The following is a 17,816-nucleotide window of genomic DNA, read 5'->3' on the forward strand; positions in this document are numbered from 1 at the left end:
GTCCGGGCTCCTTATTCGGCGGGCACGGGCGCGAGCGGACGATCCGCCGCAGCGCTGTAGGGGGTTTCGGTCATCGGCTTTTCGGTGCGGACCTTGCCCGCCAGCGTTGCCCAGACGTTGACGATCATGATCAGGAAGCCGGCAAGATACATCGCCCCGCCCGCGGCGCGGATCAGGTACATCGGGTGCATCGCCGCGACGCTTTCGGCAAAGCTGTAGACGAGGTAGCCGTCGGCGCCATATTCGCGCCACATCAGGCCCTGCATGATCCCCGCGACCCACATCGACGCGGCGTAAAAAACGATGCCGACGGTCGCGAGCCAGAAGTGCCAGTTGACCATGCGCAGGCTGTAGAGGCGCGGACGACCCCACAGGCGCGGCACCAGATAATAGACGCAGGCAAAGGTGATCATGCCGTTCCAGCCCAGCGCACCGCTATGCACATGGCCAATCGTCCAGTCGGTGTAGTGCGACATGGAGTTGACCCATTTGATCGACATCATCGGGCCTTCGAAGGTGCTCATCCCGTAAAAGGCGAGCGCCATCACCATCATGCGGATGATCGGGTCGGTGCGGATCTTGTCCCACGCGCCGTTCAGCGTCATCAGCCCGTTGATCATTCCGCCCCAGCTCGGCATCCACAGCATGATCGAAAACACCATGCCGAGCGTCTGCGCCCAGTCGGGCAGCGCGGTGTAGTGAAGATGATGCGGACCCGCCCAGATGTAGAGGAAGATCAACGACCAGAAGTGGATGATCGACAGGCGATAGGAATAAACCGGCCGCTCGGCCTGCTTTGGCACGAAATAATACATCATCGCGAGGAAGCCCGCGGTCAGAAAGAAACCGACCGCATTATGCCCGTACCACCACTGCGTCAGCGCATCCTGTACCCCGGCGAAGGCGGCGTAGCTCTTGGATCCGAAGAGACTGGCCGGCATCGACAGATTGTTGACGATGTGAAGCATCGCGATGGTGATGATGAAGCTGAGGTAAAACCAGTTCGCGACATAGATATGCGGCTCGCGGCGCCGGACGATCGTGCCGACAAACACCGCGAGATAGGCGACCCAGACGATCGTCAGCCACAGGTCGACATACCATTCGGGCTCGGCATATTCTTTCGCTTCGGTGACGCCCATCAGATAGCCGGTCGCCGCGAGCACGATAAACAGCTGGTATCCCCAGAAGACGAAGCGCGCGAGGTTCGGAAAGGCGAGCCGCGCGCGGCAGGTGCGCTGGACGACGTAAAAGCTCGTCGCGATCAGCGCATTGCCGCCGAACGCAAAGATCACTGCCGAGGTGTGGAGCGGGCGCAGCCGCCCGAAGGTCGTATATTCGAGGTTGAGGTTGAGCACCGGGAAGGCGAGCTGGAGCGCGATGAACAGCCCCACCGCCATCCCCGCGATGCCCCAGAACAGCGTCGCGATGACGCCCCAGCGCACCGGATCGTCGTCATAGACGCCCTGATCGGCGGGGATCTTCAATATGCCCCGCGCGATAGCGCCATAATCCGCCCGCGAAATCGTCGCCCACAGAACGGTGAGGCAGGCGACCGCAACGATCATCATATGCACCGCAAACGGCGCATCGACCGCCAGCGCCGCCATGACGAGCGCAAGGAGGGTCAGCGCCAGCCAGCCGCCCGCTTTCATCACCAGACCGTCCATATATTTGTCCCCGCTTCCAGCGGCTTCGCGCCGCGCTTCGGATCGCTCTTGGACGCGCGCGGGCGGCGAAACATTGACCGGGATCAACGAATTGCTTGCGCTCCATCAATGCGGCGCGTGGCCGGGCGGCGCAGGGACGGCCTGGTCAACAACAGGAGCCAAATCCCATGAAGTGCCGATATTTCTCCCTCGCCGCCCTCGCCGCCGCGCTGGCGGTGCCGGGGCAGGCCGCCGCGAAGAGCGGCGACATCCAGTTCAAGCTGCTCGCAACCTATGTCGCGCCCGACGGCAAAATTGACGATGTGCAGCTCGACCTGATCGGCCTGCCCGCGGACACGCAGACCAGGGCCGACGACAATGTCGTCCCGACCGTGGCGATCGAATATTTCGTCGCCGACAATATCTCGGTCGAAACGATCGCGGGCGTGACCCAGCATGACGTCGTCGGGCGCGGCGGGCTCGCCGGGGCGGGGCTGGTATCCGATGCGAACATCGTCCCCGCGACGCTCACGCTCAAATATCATTTCGGCAAGGACGGCGGCGTCCGGCCCTATCTGGGCGCGGGGCCGAGCTATTTCATCTTCATCGACGAAAAGCCCGGCGCGACCGCGGTCGCCCTCGGCGCAACGCGGCAGAAGATGGACGATACGCTGGGCGTCGCGCTGCAGGCAGGCGTCGATGTCCCGGTGAATGCCAAGGGAATGGCCGTCACCTTCGATGCAAAGCGTTATTTCCTGCGCCCGGCCGCGCATTGGTTCGCCGGATCGACCGAAGTTCTGCGCACCGAGCACAAGCTCGATCCCTGGGTGATCAGCGCAGGCGTCGCCTTCCGCTTCTGACGTCCCCCACTGGCGCCGACGGTCAGCCCGCCATGTCCTCCATCGCCGCGCGATCGTTGATAACGATCTCGCGGCGCGAGGGAAGGTCGAGCACCCCGTCGGCGCGCATTTTTGTGAGCTGGCGGCTCGTCGTCTCGATCGTCAGCCCCAATATGTCAGCGATCTGCTGGCGCCCAAAGGGCAGTTCAAACACGCCGCGGTTCGCGCCGGCGTCGCATCCCTGCCCCTCCAGCCGCTCGGACATTTCGAGCAGGAAGGACGCGACCTTCTCCGATGCCGACTTGCGCCCGAGCAACATCATCCAGTGGCGCGCACGATCGAGCTCGTCGAGCGTGCGGCGAAGCAATTTCTGCTGAAGATCGGGATGCGAGCCGGCGAACTCATCAAAATTGTTGCGGTTGAAGATGCAGACTTCGGCGTCGGTCATCGCGGTGACGCTGTACGGGCTTTCCTTGCCGAACGGGCGGCCGATGAAATCTGACGGGAAGACGATGCCGACAATCTGCTCGCGGCCATCGGCGGTCGACACCACCAGCTTCAGCACGCCGGCAAGAACATTGGCAACGACGGGGGCGCCGTCGCCCTCCCACAGCAGCGTCTGCCCCTGTCGAACCTTCTGCTTGCGCCCCATCTTGCCAAGCGCTTCAAGCTCGGCCGTGTTCAGGCTCGCGCAAATTGCGCGGTTGCGGACGACACAGGCGGCACAATCGGTCACGGCGCCGCGGTACAGCAGACGTCGGCAATTGCAAAGCGCGACGGCGGATCAGTGCATCACCAGCAAGGGGACCGGTGCCGATTCCAGCATGTAGCGCGTTACGCCGCCGAAAATCGTCTCGCGCAGGCGGGTATGCCCGAACGCGCCCATCACGATCATGCCCACGCCAAGATCGCGCGCACTGCGTTCCAGCGTTTCCTCGACCGTCCCCGCGCCGCACGCAACCTCGCGCAGTTCGGCATGAATGTCGTGGCGCGACAGGTAGCGCAGCGCGTCGTCGGCGGCGACCTGCCCATCCGCCTCACCAACGGACACGAGCAAGACGTTGCGCGCATCGGCCATCAACGGCACCGCAGCGCGTATCGCGTGCGCCGCCTGCGGGCTGCCGTTCCACGCGACCATAACCGGCGCGTCGAGATCGAGCGGGCCGCATGGTTCGGGAATGGCGAGAACCGGGACGGGGACGGCCATGGCAATATCGCCCGCCATCATCGGCGGCGTAAAACTGCGACGCCGATCCGCGGTCCCCAGCGAAACGATGGCGAGATCGGCCAGCGCCGCGGCCAGTGCCAGCGTCGAGACGACGTCGCCGTCGGACACGCTGACGTCCCACGGCACATCCTCGCGCTCCAGCTCGGCGCGCAGGCGGACTGCGAGTGCGTCGTCGGCTTGCTGCGCCTTGCTCAACTGTTCGGCCGCGAGATACATGCCGCCAAACGGATCCGTCGCAATGAATTGCTGAAAGGGCGAACTGATCACCAAATTCACGTGCGACCGCTGCCGCCTGCCGATCGCCAGCGCGCTCTCCAAACGGACCGTCATTCCGGGGCCGTCGTCGGCATGAACCAAGATATTGCGCATATTGCTTCTCCTGCGGTTGCAGGCATTTGGACTCAATGGGCGGGGAGGGTCATTGATCGGCGTCAATGTCGACGACTTGGGGCATCTGCGATGTTCCCGATTACGAGAGGCCGAAAATCTCTGACTTTCGCCGCTCCGTCTCTATACTGGATTGTCCGACATTTGAGAGATTGCTCGATATGACCGACCTTCACCGCGACGCGGCCGCTGCCATGATCGAAACCGCGCACCGCACGGGAAAGGCGCCCGTCGTAAGGACCTTCTTCGACGAGGCGACCTTCACCGCAACGCATGTCGTCCACGATCCCGCGACGCTGCGGGCGGCGATCATCGACAGCGTGCTCGATTTCGATCAGCCGTCGGGTCGCACCAGCCATGCATCGGCCGACGCGATCATCGACTATGTTCGCGCTGAACATCTTACTGTCGAATGGCAGATCGAAACGCACGCGCATGCCGACCATCTCTCGGCGGCGCCCTATCTGCAGGAAAAGCTCGGCGGCCCGATCGTGATCGGTCGACATATCCAGACGGTGCAGACCGTGTTTGGTGAGATATTCAACGAAGACGACCGTTTTGCCCGCGACGGATCGCAGTTCGATCGTCTGATGGAGGATGGCGAGACCTTCCAGCTCGGCGAAATCGAGGGGATGGTGCTGCACACGCCGGGGCATACGCCCGCGTGCATGGTGTGGATCATCGGCGACGCGCTGTTCACCGGCGACACCTTGTTCATGCCCGATTATGGCACCGCGCGCGCCGATTTTCCGGGCGGCGACGCGCGCACGCTCTATCGCTCGATCCACAGGCTGCTCGCGCTCCCCGATGTAACGCGGGTCTTCCTGTGCCACGATTATAAGGCACCGGGGCGCGACACTTATGTGTGGGAAACGACGATCGCCGCCGAACGCACCGCGAATGTCCATGTGCACGAAGGCGTAAGCGAGGAGGCCTTCGTTGCGATGCGCGAGGCGCGCGACAAGACGCTGTCGATGCCGCGGCTGATCCTGCCCTCAATCCAGGTCAATATGCGCGCGGGGCACTTGCCTGACCCCGAGAGCAACGGGACACGCTATCTAAAACTGCCGATAAATTTATTCTGACGGCCTTCGACGGAAGGCGACGTCAGGCTTTGGCGACGGTCAACCGGCGGACCGTATCCACCAGCGCATGTTCGCGAAGCGGTTTGTCGAAAACCGCCGCGAATCCGGCCGCGCGGGCGCGGCCCGCCAGCTCATTCGATCCGAAAGCGGAAATCAGCACCGCAGGGCCACTCCAGCCCCCCGCCCGCATCGCCGAATGCAACGCAATCCCATCCTGACCATCGAGCCGAAAATCGGTGACGAGGCAGGCGGGAGGCGATGCCGCCGCGTCGGCAAGCGCCTGCGCCGCGGCCGGATAGGCGACGGCATCGAAGCCGCGGCCTTTCAGCAACAATAACAACGAGCGACGGACCGCCGGGTCATCCTCGACGATCAGAATTCGCGGATGATCCGGCCCCCGATTGCCACCTTGGTCCGGCATTATCATCCGGCCATCATTTCCACCGCGCGGCGATCGTGGATCACTACTTCGCGGCGGGACGGAAGGTCGACGAGTCCGTCTGCGCGCATTCGCGTCAACTGCCGGCACGTCGTTTCGATCGTCAGCCCCAATATGTCGGCGATCTGCTGGCGGCCGAAGGGCAGCTCGAAACCGTCGTCCTGTTGCGCCGATCCGGCATCACCCGACAGACGATCCGACATTTCGAGAAGGAAGGACGCCACTTTTTCGGCAGCGGATTTTCGGCCCAGCAGCATCATCCAATAGCGGGCCCGATCGAGTTCATCGAGCGTCCGGCGGAGCAATTTCTGCTGCAGATGGGGATGCTTGTCGGCAAAGGCGTCAAAGTCGTTGCGGTTATATATGCACACCTCGGCGTCGGTCATCGCAGTCACCCGATAGGGGCTTTCCTTGCCGAACGGACGGCCGATAAAGTCGGAAGCGAAGACGATCCCGACGATCTGTTCGCGCCCATCGGAGGCTGCGACGACCAGCTTGAGCACGCCTTTCAGGACATTGGCAACCAGCGGCGCGTCATCGCCTTCCCATATCAGCGTATGACCCGATTTGACGCTTTGGCGGCGCCCCATCCGGCCGAGCTCGGCAAGTTCGCCAACGTCGAGGCTCGCGCAGATCGCGCGGCCCCGCACGGCGCAGGACGCACAGTCGCTCACCGGTTGAGTTCCGGCATCAAGGGGTGGATGGGCGACCTATGCGTCATGCCCCGCCTTCTATGCGCGGCGCTCCACGAAAGAAGTAAGGGAGTGTACGTATTTGGTCCGACGACGCTTCGGTACAGATGGGCGGCATAGATGTGCCAAAGAAGGGACAAATGATGTTGGACGCCGCAACCGTTCGCGCGCAGCTCGAAGCGCGCCTCTTGGCATTGGGCGCGCGCGTCGACGACATAGAGACGACGCAGCGCGAACCGCTCGGCGACGATTTCGCCGACCAGGCCGTCGCACGTCAGGACGACGAGTCGCTGGATGCGATCGAAAGCGCTGCGCTCGAAGAAGCTGCACTGACCCGTCAGGCGCTCGCGCGGCTGGACGCCGGAACTTATGGAATCTGCGTTGGCTGCGGCAAACCAATTTCTGCGGAGCGACTGCGGGCGCTTCCGATCGCTTCGCACTGTATTGCCTGCGCACGCGGCACTGAACGCTGAGCGGTATCGCCGGCACACCGATGACGGAGATTTTGCAAAGGGGTGGAATGTTCGCGCTCGCCACCGTTGAAGATCTGGGGCGATGGCCGCTGTTGTATGGCATCGCGCTATCGCTGAGCTTGGGCTTTTTGATCGGCATACAACGCGGGTGGACGCTGCGAAACGAGGCGGAAGGCAGCCGTTTCGCCGGGATTCGCACCTTTGGGCTGATCGGCCTGGCGGGCGGCATTGCCGGGGCGCTTGAACCCATTGATCGTGCAGCCGCAATCCTGTTGCTGATGGCTAGTTCGCTGCTGGTTCTGCTCGGCTATGCATACACGGCCCGGCGCCGCGTGAGCGGGACCGCTAGCCTTGCTTCGCTGATCGCACTCGCCTGCGGCTTTCTCGCGACATCGGGCCAGCCCCAGCTCGCGTCGATCGTGGCCGTCGCCACGACGCTGCTGCTGACGCTACGGCCGCAGCTGCACCGCTGGATCGCGACGATGACCGAGACCGAAGTCAGCGCGATCGCCCGCTTTGCACTGATCGGGGTCGTCATCCTGCCGCTGCTGCCCGACAAGGCAATGGGCCCCTATAACGCCTGGAATCCGCGGCAACTCTGGCTCGTCGTCGTCCTCGTCTCCGGTTTTTCCTTCGTCGGCTATGCCGCAGCCAAGCGTTTCGGCGCGACGCGCGGGACGCTGGTAGTCGCTGCAGCGGGCGCGATGGTCTCTTCCACCGCCGTTACGGCCGCCTTGGCAACGCGGCTGCGCGAAAAGGCCGAAAACGCGCCCGCACTGATAGGCGGGATCGCCGCGGCCTCGGCCGTCATGCTCGCCCGCGTCGTCATTCTGGTCGCCATTCTTGCACCTGTTGCGCTGGGCACGGCGGCGATGCTCATCGGTCCCGCCGCCCTCGTCAGCCTCGCGGCGACCATGTGGTGCCTGCTCCTCGCCCGCCGCGCTCCGCCGACGCCGACCGAAGCGGTAAAGCTTCGCAACCCGCTCAACTTTGCGCCGGCGCTCGGCTTGACGGCGCTGGTAATGGCAATGGCGCTCGTCGCGCGATGGCTGATGGAACAGGTCGGCGAAGACCGAACGGCGGCCATTCTGGCGCTGTCGGGTATCGCCGATGTCGATGCGGCGATCATCACGATCGGCGGGCTGCCCCCAGGAGTTCTGGATGGCGGAACCGCGGGACTGGTCCTCGGAGCGGCGGTTATGGCCAATACGCTGTTCAAGGCGGCGATCCCTCCGGTTGTGGTTCGTTCGCGCCGCGGCTGGATCGCCGCGCTGCCGCTCGTTGCAAGCGTGGTGGCCGGACTGGCAATGCTGCCCTGGCTGCTTTAGCGATCCGCCGCGCGGCCTTTAGAGAAACCGAATAGCTACGTCTCGTTTCCGACATTGCCCATGCCGGCCGCAAAGGCGAGGCGCAGCGCGTCGGACAGGCTTCGCACGTCGAGCTTTGCCATCAGATTGGCCCGGTGGACTTCGACGGTCCGCGGCGAGATGCCGAGGTCATAGGCAATCGTTTTATTGGGCAGGCCCTGGGCCAGACCGTCGAGCACTTCGCGTTCGCGCGGGGTCAGGGCCGCCAGCACGACATTGGCTTCGGCGGCGCGCGCGGCCGAGCTGTCCGCCGCGGTGATCCGGTCGAATGCCGCGTCTATTGCCGCGATCAGCACCGCTTTTTCGAATGGCTTTTCAAGGAAATCGACGGCGCCCGCTTTCATCGCCCGGACCGCGATTGACACATCGGCATGGCCGGTCAGCACGATCACCGGCATCGTGACGCCGCGGTCGAGCAGCGCCTGCTGTACTTCGAGCCCGTCCATCTCGGGCATTCGAACATCGAGCAGGACACAGCCCACGGGCGCATGGCGCACCTCTTTCAGAAACGCAATGCCGCTCACCCAGGTCTGGACGGCATAACCCGACGTTTTGAGCATGAAGCTCGCCGACCGTCTGATCGCATCCTCATCATCAACGATATGAACCAGCTTCCTATCCGTCATCCCGTTCCTCCGCTTTCGCGCTGACCAGCGTGAAATGAAATTCGGTGCCGCCGCCTGCCCGCGGTTCCATCCAGATCCGCCCGCCGTGCGCCTCGACGATGGTACGACAGATCGAAAGGCCCAGCCCCATTCCTTCGGACTTCGTGCTCGTAAAGGCCGTGAACAATTGTTCAGCGATACGGGTATCGACCCCCGGCCCGGTATCGGCAACGATCACGCGCACGAAACCGCGCGCGTCGGGACGGCTGGTAACGCTGAGTTCGCGCACCGGACTCGCCGCCATGGCCTCACAAGCATTGCGGATCAGGTTGATGAGCACCTGCTGGATCTGGATCTTGTCGACGAGCACCGGCGAAGCATAGGGGTCGAGATCGAAGCGCGGCTCAATCCCCTTTTCGCGCGCGCCCATCAGGCCGAGTACCGCCGCTTCGTTGATCAGCAGGGGAAGCTTTTCGATCGTCTTCTCAACCTCCCCGCGCGCTACGAAATCGCGCAGGCGCCGGACGATATGCCCTGCCCGCAGCGCCTCTTTCGCGGTGTCGTCCAGCGCCTCGCGGATCATTGGGAGATCGTCGGGATCGGGCCGGGCGAGCATGTCGCGGATCGCCTCGACATAATTGGCGACTGCGGTCAGCGGCTGGTTGAGTTCATGCGCAAGGGTCGATGCCATCGTTCCCATCGCGCTCACGCGCGCAACATGGACGAGTTCGGATTGGAGTGATTCGAGCTGCGCCTCGGTCTTCTGACGCTCGGTAAGATCCCGAATGAAGCCAGTGAACAGCGGATGCGCTTCGCCGGTCGCCTCGCCGATCGAAAGCTCCATCGGAAAGGTTGATCCATCCTTGCGCTGCGCAAAGACCACACGGCCGATACCGATGATCCGCTTTTCCCCCGTTTCCAGATAGCGGCGAATATAGCCGTCGTGGCGTTCGCGATCGGGTGAGGGCATCAGGCGGCTGACATTGACGCCGAGCAGCTCGGCCTCGCTATAGCCGAATAATTGCTCGGCGGCGGCGCTGAACGACAGGATCAGGCCCTGGTCGTCGATGACGACCATCGCATCGGGTACGGTCGATAGGATCGAGCGAAGATGGCTTTCCTGCGACCGCAGTGCCTCTTCCGATGCGCGGCGTCCGGTGATGTCCGAAACGACCGTGGCAAACCCTCGCACGCCGCCATCGGGATGGCGAAGGGCGGTGATCGACACGTCGGCCAGGAATTCGGAGCCGTCCTTGCGAACCAGCCAATCCTCGGTGTCGAAACGGCCATCGCTCGCCGCGCGCACGAGATCGTCGGCGGATTTTCGCCCCGCAATCGCGTCGGGCGGATAGAAGGCGGACGCGTCGATTCCGATTACATCTTCCTCGCGCCAGCCCATCAGGCGCTCGGCCCCGCTGTTCCAGATCGTCACCCGTCCCTCGGGGTCGAGAAGATAGATGGCATGGCCCTTGGCACCGTCGATAAGCAAGCCGAGTTCCTCGGCCAGCACATCGGCTTCCGCTTTACGGCGGGCCGCGTTTTCCTCGCACGCGCGAAGGCGTCCCTGCACGCGGTGGACCGAGCGCGCGAGTAGGACGATCCCGGCGGCGGTCAGCAAGAAAAGCCCGGCTTCGGCAAAAGCGACGGCGCCCCCCTCTCGAAACCCTGCGAAGTAAATGCCGAGCAGCAGCGAGGGGAAAACAGCGATCGCCCCGGCGAACGGCCCGGCAAAAAATGACGCAGCCATTATGGCGAGCGTGAACAGGAGAAAAACTGCATGTCCGTCGATCCGGGAATCGCGCGTATCGAGCATATAATGCGCAAGCACCGCAGCCGCGACGAACGCCAGAGCGGCCAGCGCACGGGTCGTTAAAGATCGTTCGGCCAATGGCATCGGCGCAGTCACTCCCTTCGCGCAGGGTGCCGACGTACCGCGAATGCCCTGCCCATTGCGGGCGAGCATATCGGCAATTGAGTGCGCACGAAACCCGGACGCGCCTTGAGGACGCGCAGCATCCGTAGAATCCCCAACTGCGGCGAACGCATTCCCCGCCTATTGTCCTTCCCACAGTCAGCGAGGGACGGAGATGGCCGGTTTCATGGCGAGAGCAGCGAGTCGGCAAAGCGACTACGCCAATCTGTTCTGGGCTGCCGGGCTGGGCATCGGCGCGAGCGCCGTTTTCCTGTTCCTGCAATTTTCGCCGCGCCCCTTCCTTACAACGATCGCGGCGATCCTTTGGCTCGTCGCGCTCATGGGCGTCGCGGCGCTCGTTCAGCTTCGCCAGGCACGGGTGTCGCTGCGCCGCAGCGAACGGATTGCTTGGCGGATGGCGTCAGTGCCTTATCTGCTCGCGGTGGCGATCCTCATCGCCGATCCGCTCCTCGGGAGAGCCGGGCTCGCCTATGCGCTGGCTGGCGGCCTCGGCGTGGCCGGGGGCGCGCGCGTAATCGCCGCGTTCGAAACCAGGCGCCGGGGCGGCGGATGGCTTTATATCTCGGGCGCCATGACCATGGCCGTGGCAATAGTGATTGGCTTCGGCTGGCCCTTCGCGGTCGTTGCGCCCGTCATCGCGGCCCTCGCACTCGATCTTCTTGTGCTCGGCATCATATTCATTCTCTCGCTGGCAGGAGGCAGGTCATGATGCAATGGATCGACAGCGCGGACGATGTCATCGCACTCAAGCTGGGTGACAAGATCAGCGGCGCCGACCTCGACGCCATCATGGACCGCCTCGACACGGCGATGGCCCGACATGACAAGGTGCATGTGTTCGTCGAAACCTGTTCGATTGACGCAATCGAACTTTCCGGACTCGGTTCCTATGTCGTCAGGGCGTTGCCGCTGTTCGGCAAGCTCGGCCGTTTCGGCCGCGTGGCCGTCGTCGCCGATCAAGCGTGGATCCGGGCGGGCACGCGGCTCGAAAGCGCGCTGCTGCCCGGCATCAGCTATCGCACCTTCACACCCGAGAAACGCAATGAAGTCTTCGACTGGGTTGTCGGCACAACCATTGATGCCTGAAGATCGATTTCTCAAGCAAGGATAACGGAAATGACCGAACAGTCGCTGGATTTGACGCTCTGCGAGGCCGAGGACACGAGCATCGTAACGCGCGATGGCACCGAGCTTCGCCTGCGGCCGGTCACTGCCGATGATGCGCCACTGCTCGATCGCTTTTTCGATGGTTTGGCGCCCGACGACATGCGGTTTCGCTTTCTGAGCGCCCAGCCGCACCTGTCGAGCGCGCAGCTTGCCGCGATGATCGATGTCGACCATCGCCACCGCGAGCATCTGCTGGCCTTCGAACGCAACAGCGAGGAACTTGTCGCGAGCCTCCTGATCGCCGCCGACGACAAATTTGAGGTCGCCGAAGTCGCGATCGCCATCATCCCGGCATATAAGGGCCGCGGAGTGGGATGGAGCCTGCTGAAACACGCCGTCGACCTTGCAAAGAAGCGCGGTGTCAAACGGCTACGCTCGATCGAAAGCCGCGGCAATCGCGAAGCCATCGGCGTCGAACGGACGCTTGGCTTTACATCGACCGTTTATGAAGGCGACGCGACGCTCGCGCTTCTCGAGATCGATCTTCACTGATCTCCTGCGCGATCGGGGGCGCGCGGTCATATAAGATATGGTGCCTGGGGACGGAATCTAATACGCTCACAAGCTGTTGTAATAAAATATATTTTCATATCTCCTCGACGAAGATACCTCAATGAGGAGCAAAATAACGGCGGTTTGATCCCACTTTGCGACGAGTTGGTAGATGCCTGCGACGGACTGAAGCTTTGGACGTTGGCGGATACAGCTTAACCAGTGTTCACGCGGGTTCCGACATAAACACTTGATCGCGCACATCTTTTTCAGAACCGAGAATCCACGAAATACTCAAATTAGCGCTTTTTGCCGGGCGGCCATCTGAGGGCAGTCGAAGATAGCCGAAATTGGGCAGCCTCCCCAAAAAGCGACCTAAAGCGACAACCAGTGGCACTTGCACTGGGAACATGAACTTATACGATGGAGCGGCATGCGCGCGTCTTCGTTCTTGGCTGCTCCGCTCGTTGCGCTCGCCTGCTGCAGCGCGCCGCTGCCGCCGCCCTTACCAACAGGTGCAAAAGCTGATCGGATTGTTGTGGTAAAACACCAGGGCTGGCTTACTGCGTATTCGGGCGGAGAGGAACTGGTCACCTATTTCAATATTGATCTTGGCGGTGCAGCTGTCGGGCGCAAACGGTTCAAAGGCGACGGCCTAGTTCCTGAAGGTGAGTATATCATTATTCGAGAGAAGCCGGATTCACGCGACGGCCCCTCACTCAAGATTTCTTATCCCAATGCCGCCGACCGTGCATATGCTGCGGAGCGAGGGCGGTCCGCTGGTGGCGACATCAAGATTTACGGCGTACCGGTTCCGATGCCGCGCTACGTCTGGGACAAACGCACGACCGATGGCGATATTGGCCTGCGCCATGCGGAAATGAGACAGTTGCACGACATCACCCCTGACGGCACACCAGTTCTGATCTTGCGTTAATCTTGTATGGGCAACTCAGCGGCCGCCTAATCGCATTCGGTAGCCTTTCATCAACGGAGACATTTTCGTCCAACTCTCCCTCGACGGAAAGTAAAAGTCCGATCTTTGGCCGCTTGCGGAACGTCCTCTTTCATCCTTGGAGTTTTGAAAGTCGACGTTCCGGACACCGAGAAAAAGCCTATGCGAAGAAAGTCACCACTTGAAACGAAGTGACCCCACAACCGTGAGTGACGCACCTACATAGCATTTGTTGGGAACGGACGGCCGAAGCGCCAAGGGACAATCAGCGCCGAAGGATGAGAGATCCCGCCGTGTTATAACCACGCACCCAGTTCCGATCGGTCCAGTATGTCCCTTCGAGACGAAGCTCGTCCGCTTCGTCGATTATCGTCAACCGGGCCGCTCCGTAGAAGCGATCGACGTCGCTGCTGTCGGGGTCGCCGACGAACGCATCATAAACGTAATGGACGATGTCGCGGTCTGTGTGCGAGCAGCGCATGATGCTGAACGCCGTAGAGTCCGATCGCATATAATCAGGCTTCGGCAAAAGACTGACAGCATGGATGCGCACCTTGAACAGGCGCGCCTTAATAACGAACTTCGCAACGATTTCCTGCCCCCCCGCCGGCTCTTCGAGACCGAACGCCTTTGCGATAACGGGATAATTAGAACGGAAGGTGCCCCGCCATTCACCATCGATCGGCGGAAAAATGGTTCTGACTATCCAAAGTTTGCAAATTTTGGGAAAGACGGCGGTTTGGCCGACGACCACGACAAAGGCTGTTGCTATAGTAACCGAACTCGAAGCGAGACGCCAGAGCTGGGTCCATTCATCGATGGGCCACAAGAAAAACTGGGCAAGAGCGATAAGCGCGGCAAGCGTTGCAACCACTCCGGCGACCTTCAGCGGGCCGACTAGCTGATACATTTCGTTCGCCCCTTGTTCCTCTTGTCCGTCGTTCCTACATTACGCTCACGCGGAAAAAAAGGGACAGGATCATGGGTGTAAACGCACACAGGGCATTCGAGAATAGCGGCTCGGAAAGTTATCGCAAAAATCTCAACCCCTATCCCGAGCATATCGAGGAATTGCGCGATGCCCGCAATAAGATCAGGGCCACTTTGACATCGGCTTTCGCAAATTGGGAGAAACGGATCGACGCCGGCATCCTGTTTGAGGATGTGGCGGTAGCATCCTTTGCCGAGGGCTTCGCCAAGCCGAGACTTTCCCCGAAATTCCGCGGACAGGGCAGCTATGTCTATCACACGCTGAACCGGCCGACGCATAATCCGCCGCAGGAAATGGATTTCGACGACGGCATGTTCCTGCCGTCGTCCTTCATCACCCTCAACGGCCATGCGCATCCGATCGTTGCGAGCGAAGGCTATTTTCAGCTCGTCGAGGAAGCGCTCGTCCCGCTCTGTCGCAGCGAAGGATGGACGCTGAACCCTGACCGCCCTCGTCCCTCCTGCGTACGGGTATCGCTGAACAACAAGCGTTCGCACATCGATATCGCCCTCTATGCAATCCCGGACGATGAGTTCGAGGTTCTCGTGGAGAAAGCCGCCCGATCGGCGCACAGCTCGTTCGGCGATTCCGCCCAGGCCAGCGCAATCCTGTTTGACGAGATCTACAAAACGATAACGCTCGACCGGATCATGCTCGCGCACCGTGACGAAGGCTGGAAAATTTCCGATCCGCGCAAACTTGAAGACTGGTTCCTCGCGGCCGTCAAAAGGCACGGTGAGCAGGTCCGCCGCCTGTCGCGCTATCTTAAGGGGTGGCGCGATCATCGGTGGGAGAAATGTCGCCTGAGCTCGATCGCGCTCATGGCCTGCGTCGTTCGCTACTTCGAGGAGGCGGGAGCCTCCGTGCCATCCCGCGACGACGCCAGCCTTGCCGAACTCACGCGCAAATTGCCGCAGTATCTGCGTGGCGAAATCCGCAATCCCGTCGTGGAAGGTCGTCTCGACGAAGGGTGGGACGATGACAACGCGCCGCTGCGCAGCGGGTTCGTGCAGTGCGCCGAACAGCTTCGTGACGATGTCGCCGCTGCGCTCGCTGCGACCGACAGAACCAGTGCGAAGGACCGGCTCTGCCGCATTTTCGGCATGCATTTCCCTGACGATCTGGCATTGATCGAGATCGAGGGCGGAAGTTCGGCCGCAATCCTTTCGTCGGGGGTCCTGGGTTCGCTCGGAGCTGCAAGCGACGCCCAGTCTGCGGTCAAGATCGGCGGCGATGAGCGCTTCGGATAGGTCTGCAAGGCTCACTTCACCACGATTTGAGGGCGCTAGCAGCGCAGTGGAGCAATTCCTTGCGGAGTCGCTCGGCGTAGATGCCATATCGGCGGTCGCCGACGACGTTATCGAAACCTATCGTGACGTTGGTCATCCCTTCGTCAAAGGGTGGGAATTTTCCTGTGATTTCGACGGCGCTATAGTTGGCCTGCGCGTCCTCCTCGGCGAAGATTTCCCCTTCGGCGCACCGCGCATCGGTATTGCCGAACCCCATGAAGTCAGGGGCGCGCATATCGAGCGCGCATCCTTGCTTTGCCTGCCGCCCGGGCAAATCGTAGCATGGGATCGACCGGCCGATGCGCTCGGCGAACTTCTGGCACAGGCCGAAGCCGTGGTTGCGAGCGCGCTCGCGGGCGATGGCGGTGCTGACGAAACGCGCCGCGAGATCATCGCCTACTGGGCGCGCGATCGGACGCAGGGCATCGCCCGGGGCTTCCTCGATCCCGCGGGCGGGTCGCGGCGGATTTTCCGGTTCGACGATGGCAAGCGGATTCGGCTTTTCGACAATCGCGGCAGCGCCAAAGACTATATCGAAAACAACGGCGGCAGACTCAAGCCGACCCAATTCGGAAAGTCCGCCTATCTGGTGCGGCTCGCGCGCCCTCCGCGCGTTACCGAACTTCCCAATGACGTCGGCGACCTGGCGCGATTGCTGCTCGATCAAGGGGGTGCCGACCTCGACGAACTTGCCCGGCTCCTAGCCAAAGAGAAGGCGACCGTCGTTCTCGCCTTCGCCGACGATAACGGTCACGGTTTCATCGGGGTCGAGGTTCCCAAGCTCGGCTATCAGCGGGATGCGCCTCTTCAACTCGCTTTCATAACCGCACGCGACAAGGCGCAGCCTGTCGGGCGCCTCCGCATCCTCCGCGGAGATCCAGACTGGATATTCGGACGCGATGGCAATCCCGATGTCGCGGCCCTCCAGACCAAAAGCGTGGTCATGATCGGGGCGGGTTCTCTCGGCTCCTATATCGCGCAGCAACTTGCCTCGTCGGGGGTCGGCACCATCCGGATTCTCGATCCGGAAATCCTCATGTTCGAGAATATATCGCGCCATATCCTCGGCACCGAGGCGGTCGGCACCTTCAAGGCGGAAGCGCTGGCGCTTCGCCTGCAGTGCCAGTTTCGCACTTCGGACATCAAGGGCCAAGCGATCAGATGGCAAGAATGGATCGAGCGGGACAAGGATGCGTTGAAAGACGCCGATCTTGTCATCACGACGATCGGCGACTGGGCACAGGAAGTGCATCTTGCAGACTATCTCCAGAATAATCCCGGCGATGCCGCCGCGATGTTCGCGTGGCTCGAGCCCCATGCGATCGCCGCGCACGCCATCATGCTGCGCGGACCGCAGCCTTGCTTTTGCTGCGGGTTCGATACCCAAGCCGAGCTGGACCGACGGATGTCCGACTGGCCACGGCCTACGCGTCGCGAAATCCCGCTCTGCGGGGGTCATTTCCAGCCTTATGGCGCGACAGCACTCGGCGGCCACGCCGCCGCGATCGCGGAAACCGCGATCAAATTTCTGCTGGAACGGGTCGAGGCGCCGGCGCATCTCCTGCGCAGCGCAGGCGATCCAGCCGCGTTCGATGGAAGCTGGCGCGACTGGTGGACGGACGCCTGTGGCGGACAGGACGCGGATCACCGCCAGATGCTCCTTCCATGGCCGCAGAAGGACGGGTGCCCGATGTGTGCAGCGCCGCCATGCTGACCTATGAGATCGGGACATCGGGTCAGAGCCTGCGCTTTACCGAGGCGGTGCTCGACCATTTCGACGCCTATCGCCAGCTGTTACCAGGTAGCCGCGAGGCCGGGGGCCATCTTTTCGCGCGCGTCGAAGGCAACCTCATCGAGATTGTTCATGCCTCGGGTCCCGAGCCCAAGGATCTGCGTAGCAGGCTTCTATTCGCGTTCCGCAAAAAGGCGGCCCAGCGGATCATCGACGCGCGTTTTGAGAAGGGCGAACATTATGTCGGTGACTGGCATACCCATCCAGAAGATATCCCCAGCCCCTCCGGCATCGATCAGACTACGATGGCTAGCCGCTTCAAACGCTCAGACCACGGGCTGCGAAGCATGATCTTCTGCATCGTTGGCCGCAGACCCTTCCCCGAGGGCCTTGCTGTTCTCGTTCATAATGGTGTTTTGGGGGTGCGCTTGGCGTCCGCTTCTGGCTGATGCCGTCCTTCCTTCAAACGTCGGTGTCCGGGCGCGAAGCCGAC

General features: G+C 62.2%; 19 protein-coding genes. 11 read left to right on the forward strand and 8 right to left on the reverse strand.

Features of this window, described 5'->3' with window-relative positions:
- Positions 1–11: 11 nt before the first annotated feature.
- Entirely contained in the window at positions 12–1,670 is a 1,659-nt protein-coding gene (gene ccoN, locus VSX77_RS01865; protein ID WP_338427188.1) for a cytochrome-c oxidase, cbb3-type subunit I, read from the reverse strand.
- A gap of 167 nt (positions 1,671–1,837) precedes the next feature.
- Between ccoN and VSX77_RS01870 the strand changes: the two genes are divergently transcribed.
- Positions 1,838–2,509: an OmpW/AlkL family protein gene (locus tag VSX77_RS01870; protein WP_338425980.1), complete on the forward strand. Its 672-nt coding sequence runs from the start codon at positions 1,838–1,840 to the stop codon at positions 2,507–2,509.
- A 22-nt stretch (positions 2,510–2,531) separates the two neighbouring features.
- Here the strand turns inward: VSX77_RS01870 and VSX77_RS01875 are convergent, their stop codons facing one another.
- A complete protein-coding gene (locus VSX77_RS01875; RefSeq protein WP_338425981.1) occupies positions 2,532–3,224 on the reverse strand; it encodes a Crp/Fnr family transcriptional regulator in 693 nt (230 codons plus the stop codon).
- Positions 3,225–3,272: 48 nt separating this feature from the next.
- Positions 3,273–4,085 (reverse strand): universal stress protein, encoded by an 813-nt coding sequence (locus tag VSX77_RS01880; protein ID WP_338425982.1) that lies wholly within the window; start codon positions 4,083–4,085, stop codon positions 3,273–3,275.
- A 179-nt stretch (positions 4,086–4,264) separates the two neighbouring features.
- Here VSX77_RS01880 and VSX77_RS01885 point away from each other — a divergent pair, with 179 nt between their 5' ends.
- On the forward strand, positions 4,265–5,188 hold the full coding sequence (locus VSX77_RS01885; protein WP_338425983.1) for an MBL fold metallo-hydrolase: 924 nt from the start codon (positions 4,265–4,267) through the stop codon (positions 5,186–5,188).
- Positions 5,189–5,210: 22 nt separating this feature from the next.
- On the opposite strand, the gene VSX77_RS01890 is transcribed toward VSX77_RS01885, so the two are convergent.
- Both VSX77_RS01890 and VSX77_RS01895 read right to left on the reverse strand, forming a co-directional pair.
- Positions 5,211–5,609: a response regulator gene (locus VSX77_RS01890; protein ID WP_338425984.1), complete on the reverse strand. Its 399-nt coding sequence runs from the start codon at positions 5,607–5,609 to the stop codon at positions 5,211–5,213.
- Between the two features lie 2 nt (positions 5,610–5,611).
- Positions 5,612–6,301, reverse strand: coding sequence for a Crp/Fnr family transcriptional regulator (locus VSX77_RS01895; protein WP_338425985.1), 690 nt, complete (start codon positions 6,299–6,301; stop codon positions 5,612–5,614).
- Positions 6,302–6,465: 164 nt separating this feature from the next.
- Between VSX77_RS01895 and VSX77_RS01900 the strand changes: the two genes are divergently transcribed.
- Complete coding sequence (locus VSX77_RS01900) at positions 6,466–6,792, forward strand: TraR/DksA family transcriptional regulator (protein WP_338425986.1); 327 nt, start codon at positions 6,466–6,468, stop codon at positions 6,790–6,792.
- A 47-nt stretch (positions 6,793–6,839) separates the two neighbouring features.
- Entirely contained in the window at positions 6,840–8,120 is a 1,281-nt protein-coding gene (locus VSX77_RS01905; RefSeq protein WP_338425987.1) for an MgtC/SapB family protein, read from the forward strand.
- A 35-nt stretch (positions 8,121–8,155) separates the two neighbouring features.
- Here VSX77_RS01905 and VSX77_RS01910 read toward each other — a convergent pair whose 3' ends face one another.
- Positions 8,156–8,785, reverse strand: coding sequence for a response regulator transcription factor (locus VSX77_RS01910; RefSeq protein ID WP_338425988.1), 630 nt, complete (start codon positions 8,783–8,785; stop codon positions 8,156–8,158).
- Complete coding sequence (locus VSX77_RS01915) at positions 8,775–10,658, reverse strand: PAS domain-containing sensor histidine kinase (protein WP_338425989.1); 1,884 nt, start codon at positions 10,656–10,658, stop codon at positions 8,775–8,777. Before VSX77_RS01915 ends, VSX77_RS01910 begins: the two co-directional genes overlap by 11 nt.
- A 205-nt stretch (positions 10,659–10,863) precedes the next feature.
- Between VSX77_RS01915 and VSX77_RS01920 the strand changes: the two genes are divergently transcribed.
- The 4 genes from VSX77_RS01920 (at position 10,864) to VSX77_RS01935 (ending at position 13,293) form a co-directional block, all read left to right on the forward strand.
- Positions 10,864–11,406, forward strand: coding sequence for a hypothetical protein (locus tag VSX77_RS01920; protein ID WP_338425990.1), 543 nt, complete (start codon positions 10,864–10,866; stop codon positions 11,404–11,406).
- Entirely contained in the window at positions 11,403–11,783 is a 381-nt protein-coding gene (locus VSX77_RS01925) for an STAS/SEC14 domain-containing protein (RefSeq protein ID WP_338425991.1), read from the forward strand. The genes VSX77_RS01920 and VSX77_RS01925 overlap by 4 nt, the downstream gene beginning before the upstream one ends.
- Positions 11,784–11,813: 30 nt before the next feature.
- Positions 11,814–12,356 (forward strand): GNAT family N-acetyltransferase, encoded by a 543-nt coding sequence (locus VSX77_RS01930; RefSeq protein ID WP_338425992.1) that lies wholly within the window; start codon positions 11,814–11,816, stop codon positions 12,354–12,356.
- A 433-nt stretch (positions 12,357–12,789) separates the two neighbouring features.
- A complete protein-coding gene (locus VSX77_RS01935; RefSeq protein WP_338425993.1) occupies positions 12,790–13,293 on the forward strand; it encodes a L,D-transpeptidase family protein in 504 nt (167 codons plus the stop codon).
- Between the two features lie 283 nt (positions 13,294–13,576).
- Here the strand turns inward: VSX77_RS01935 and VSX77_RS01940 are convergent, their stop codons facing one another.
- Positions 13,577–14,221: a hypothetical protein gene (locus VSX77_RS01940; protein ID WP_338425994.1), complete on the reverse strand. Its 645-nt coding sequence runs from the start codon at positions 14,219–14,221 to the stop codon at positions 13,577–13,579.
- Between the two features lie 71 nt (positions 14,222–14,292).
- Here VSX77_RS01940 and VSX77_RS01945 point away from each other — a divergent pair, with 71 nt between their 5' ends.
- Genes VSX77_RS01945 through VSX77_RS01955 form a run of 3 tightly spaced genes read left to right on the forward strand, consistent with a single transcriptional unit; the run spans position 14,293 to position 17,772 of the window.
- Positions 14,293–15,552: a CBASS cGAMP synthase gene (locus VSX77_RS01945; protein ID WP_338427189.1), complete on the forward strand. Its 1,260-nt coding sequence runs from the start codon at positions 14,293–14,295 to the stop codon at positions 15,550–15,552.
- A 46-nt stretch (positions 15,553–15,598) separates the two neighbouring features.
- Positions 15,599–17,305, forward strand: a complete 1,707-nt coding sequence (locus VSX77_RS01950; RefSeq protein ID WP_338425995.1) for a ThiF family adenylyltransferase — start codon at positions 15,599–15,601, stop codon at positions 17,303–17,305.
- Positions 17,299–17,772, forward strand: a complete 474-nt coding sequence (locus tag VSX77_RS01955; protein ID WP_338425996.1) for a Mov34/MPN/PAD-1 family protein — start codon at positions 17,299–17,301, stop codon at positions 17,770–17,772. Before VSX77_RS01950 ends, VSX77_RS01955 begins: the two co-directional genes overlap by 7 nt.
- Positions 17,773–17,816: the final 44 nt, after the last annotated feature.

The organism is Sphingopyxis sp. TUF1 (assembly GCF_036687315.1).
Taxonomy (GTDB): domain Bacteria; phylum Pseudomonadota; class Alphaproteobacteria; order Sphingomonadales; family Sphingomonadaceae; genus Sphingopyxis; species Sphingopyxis kveilinensis.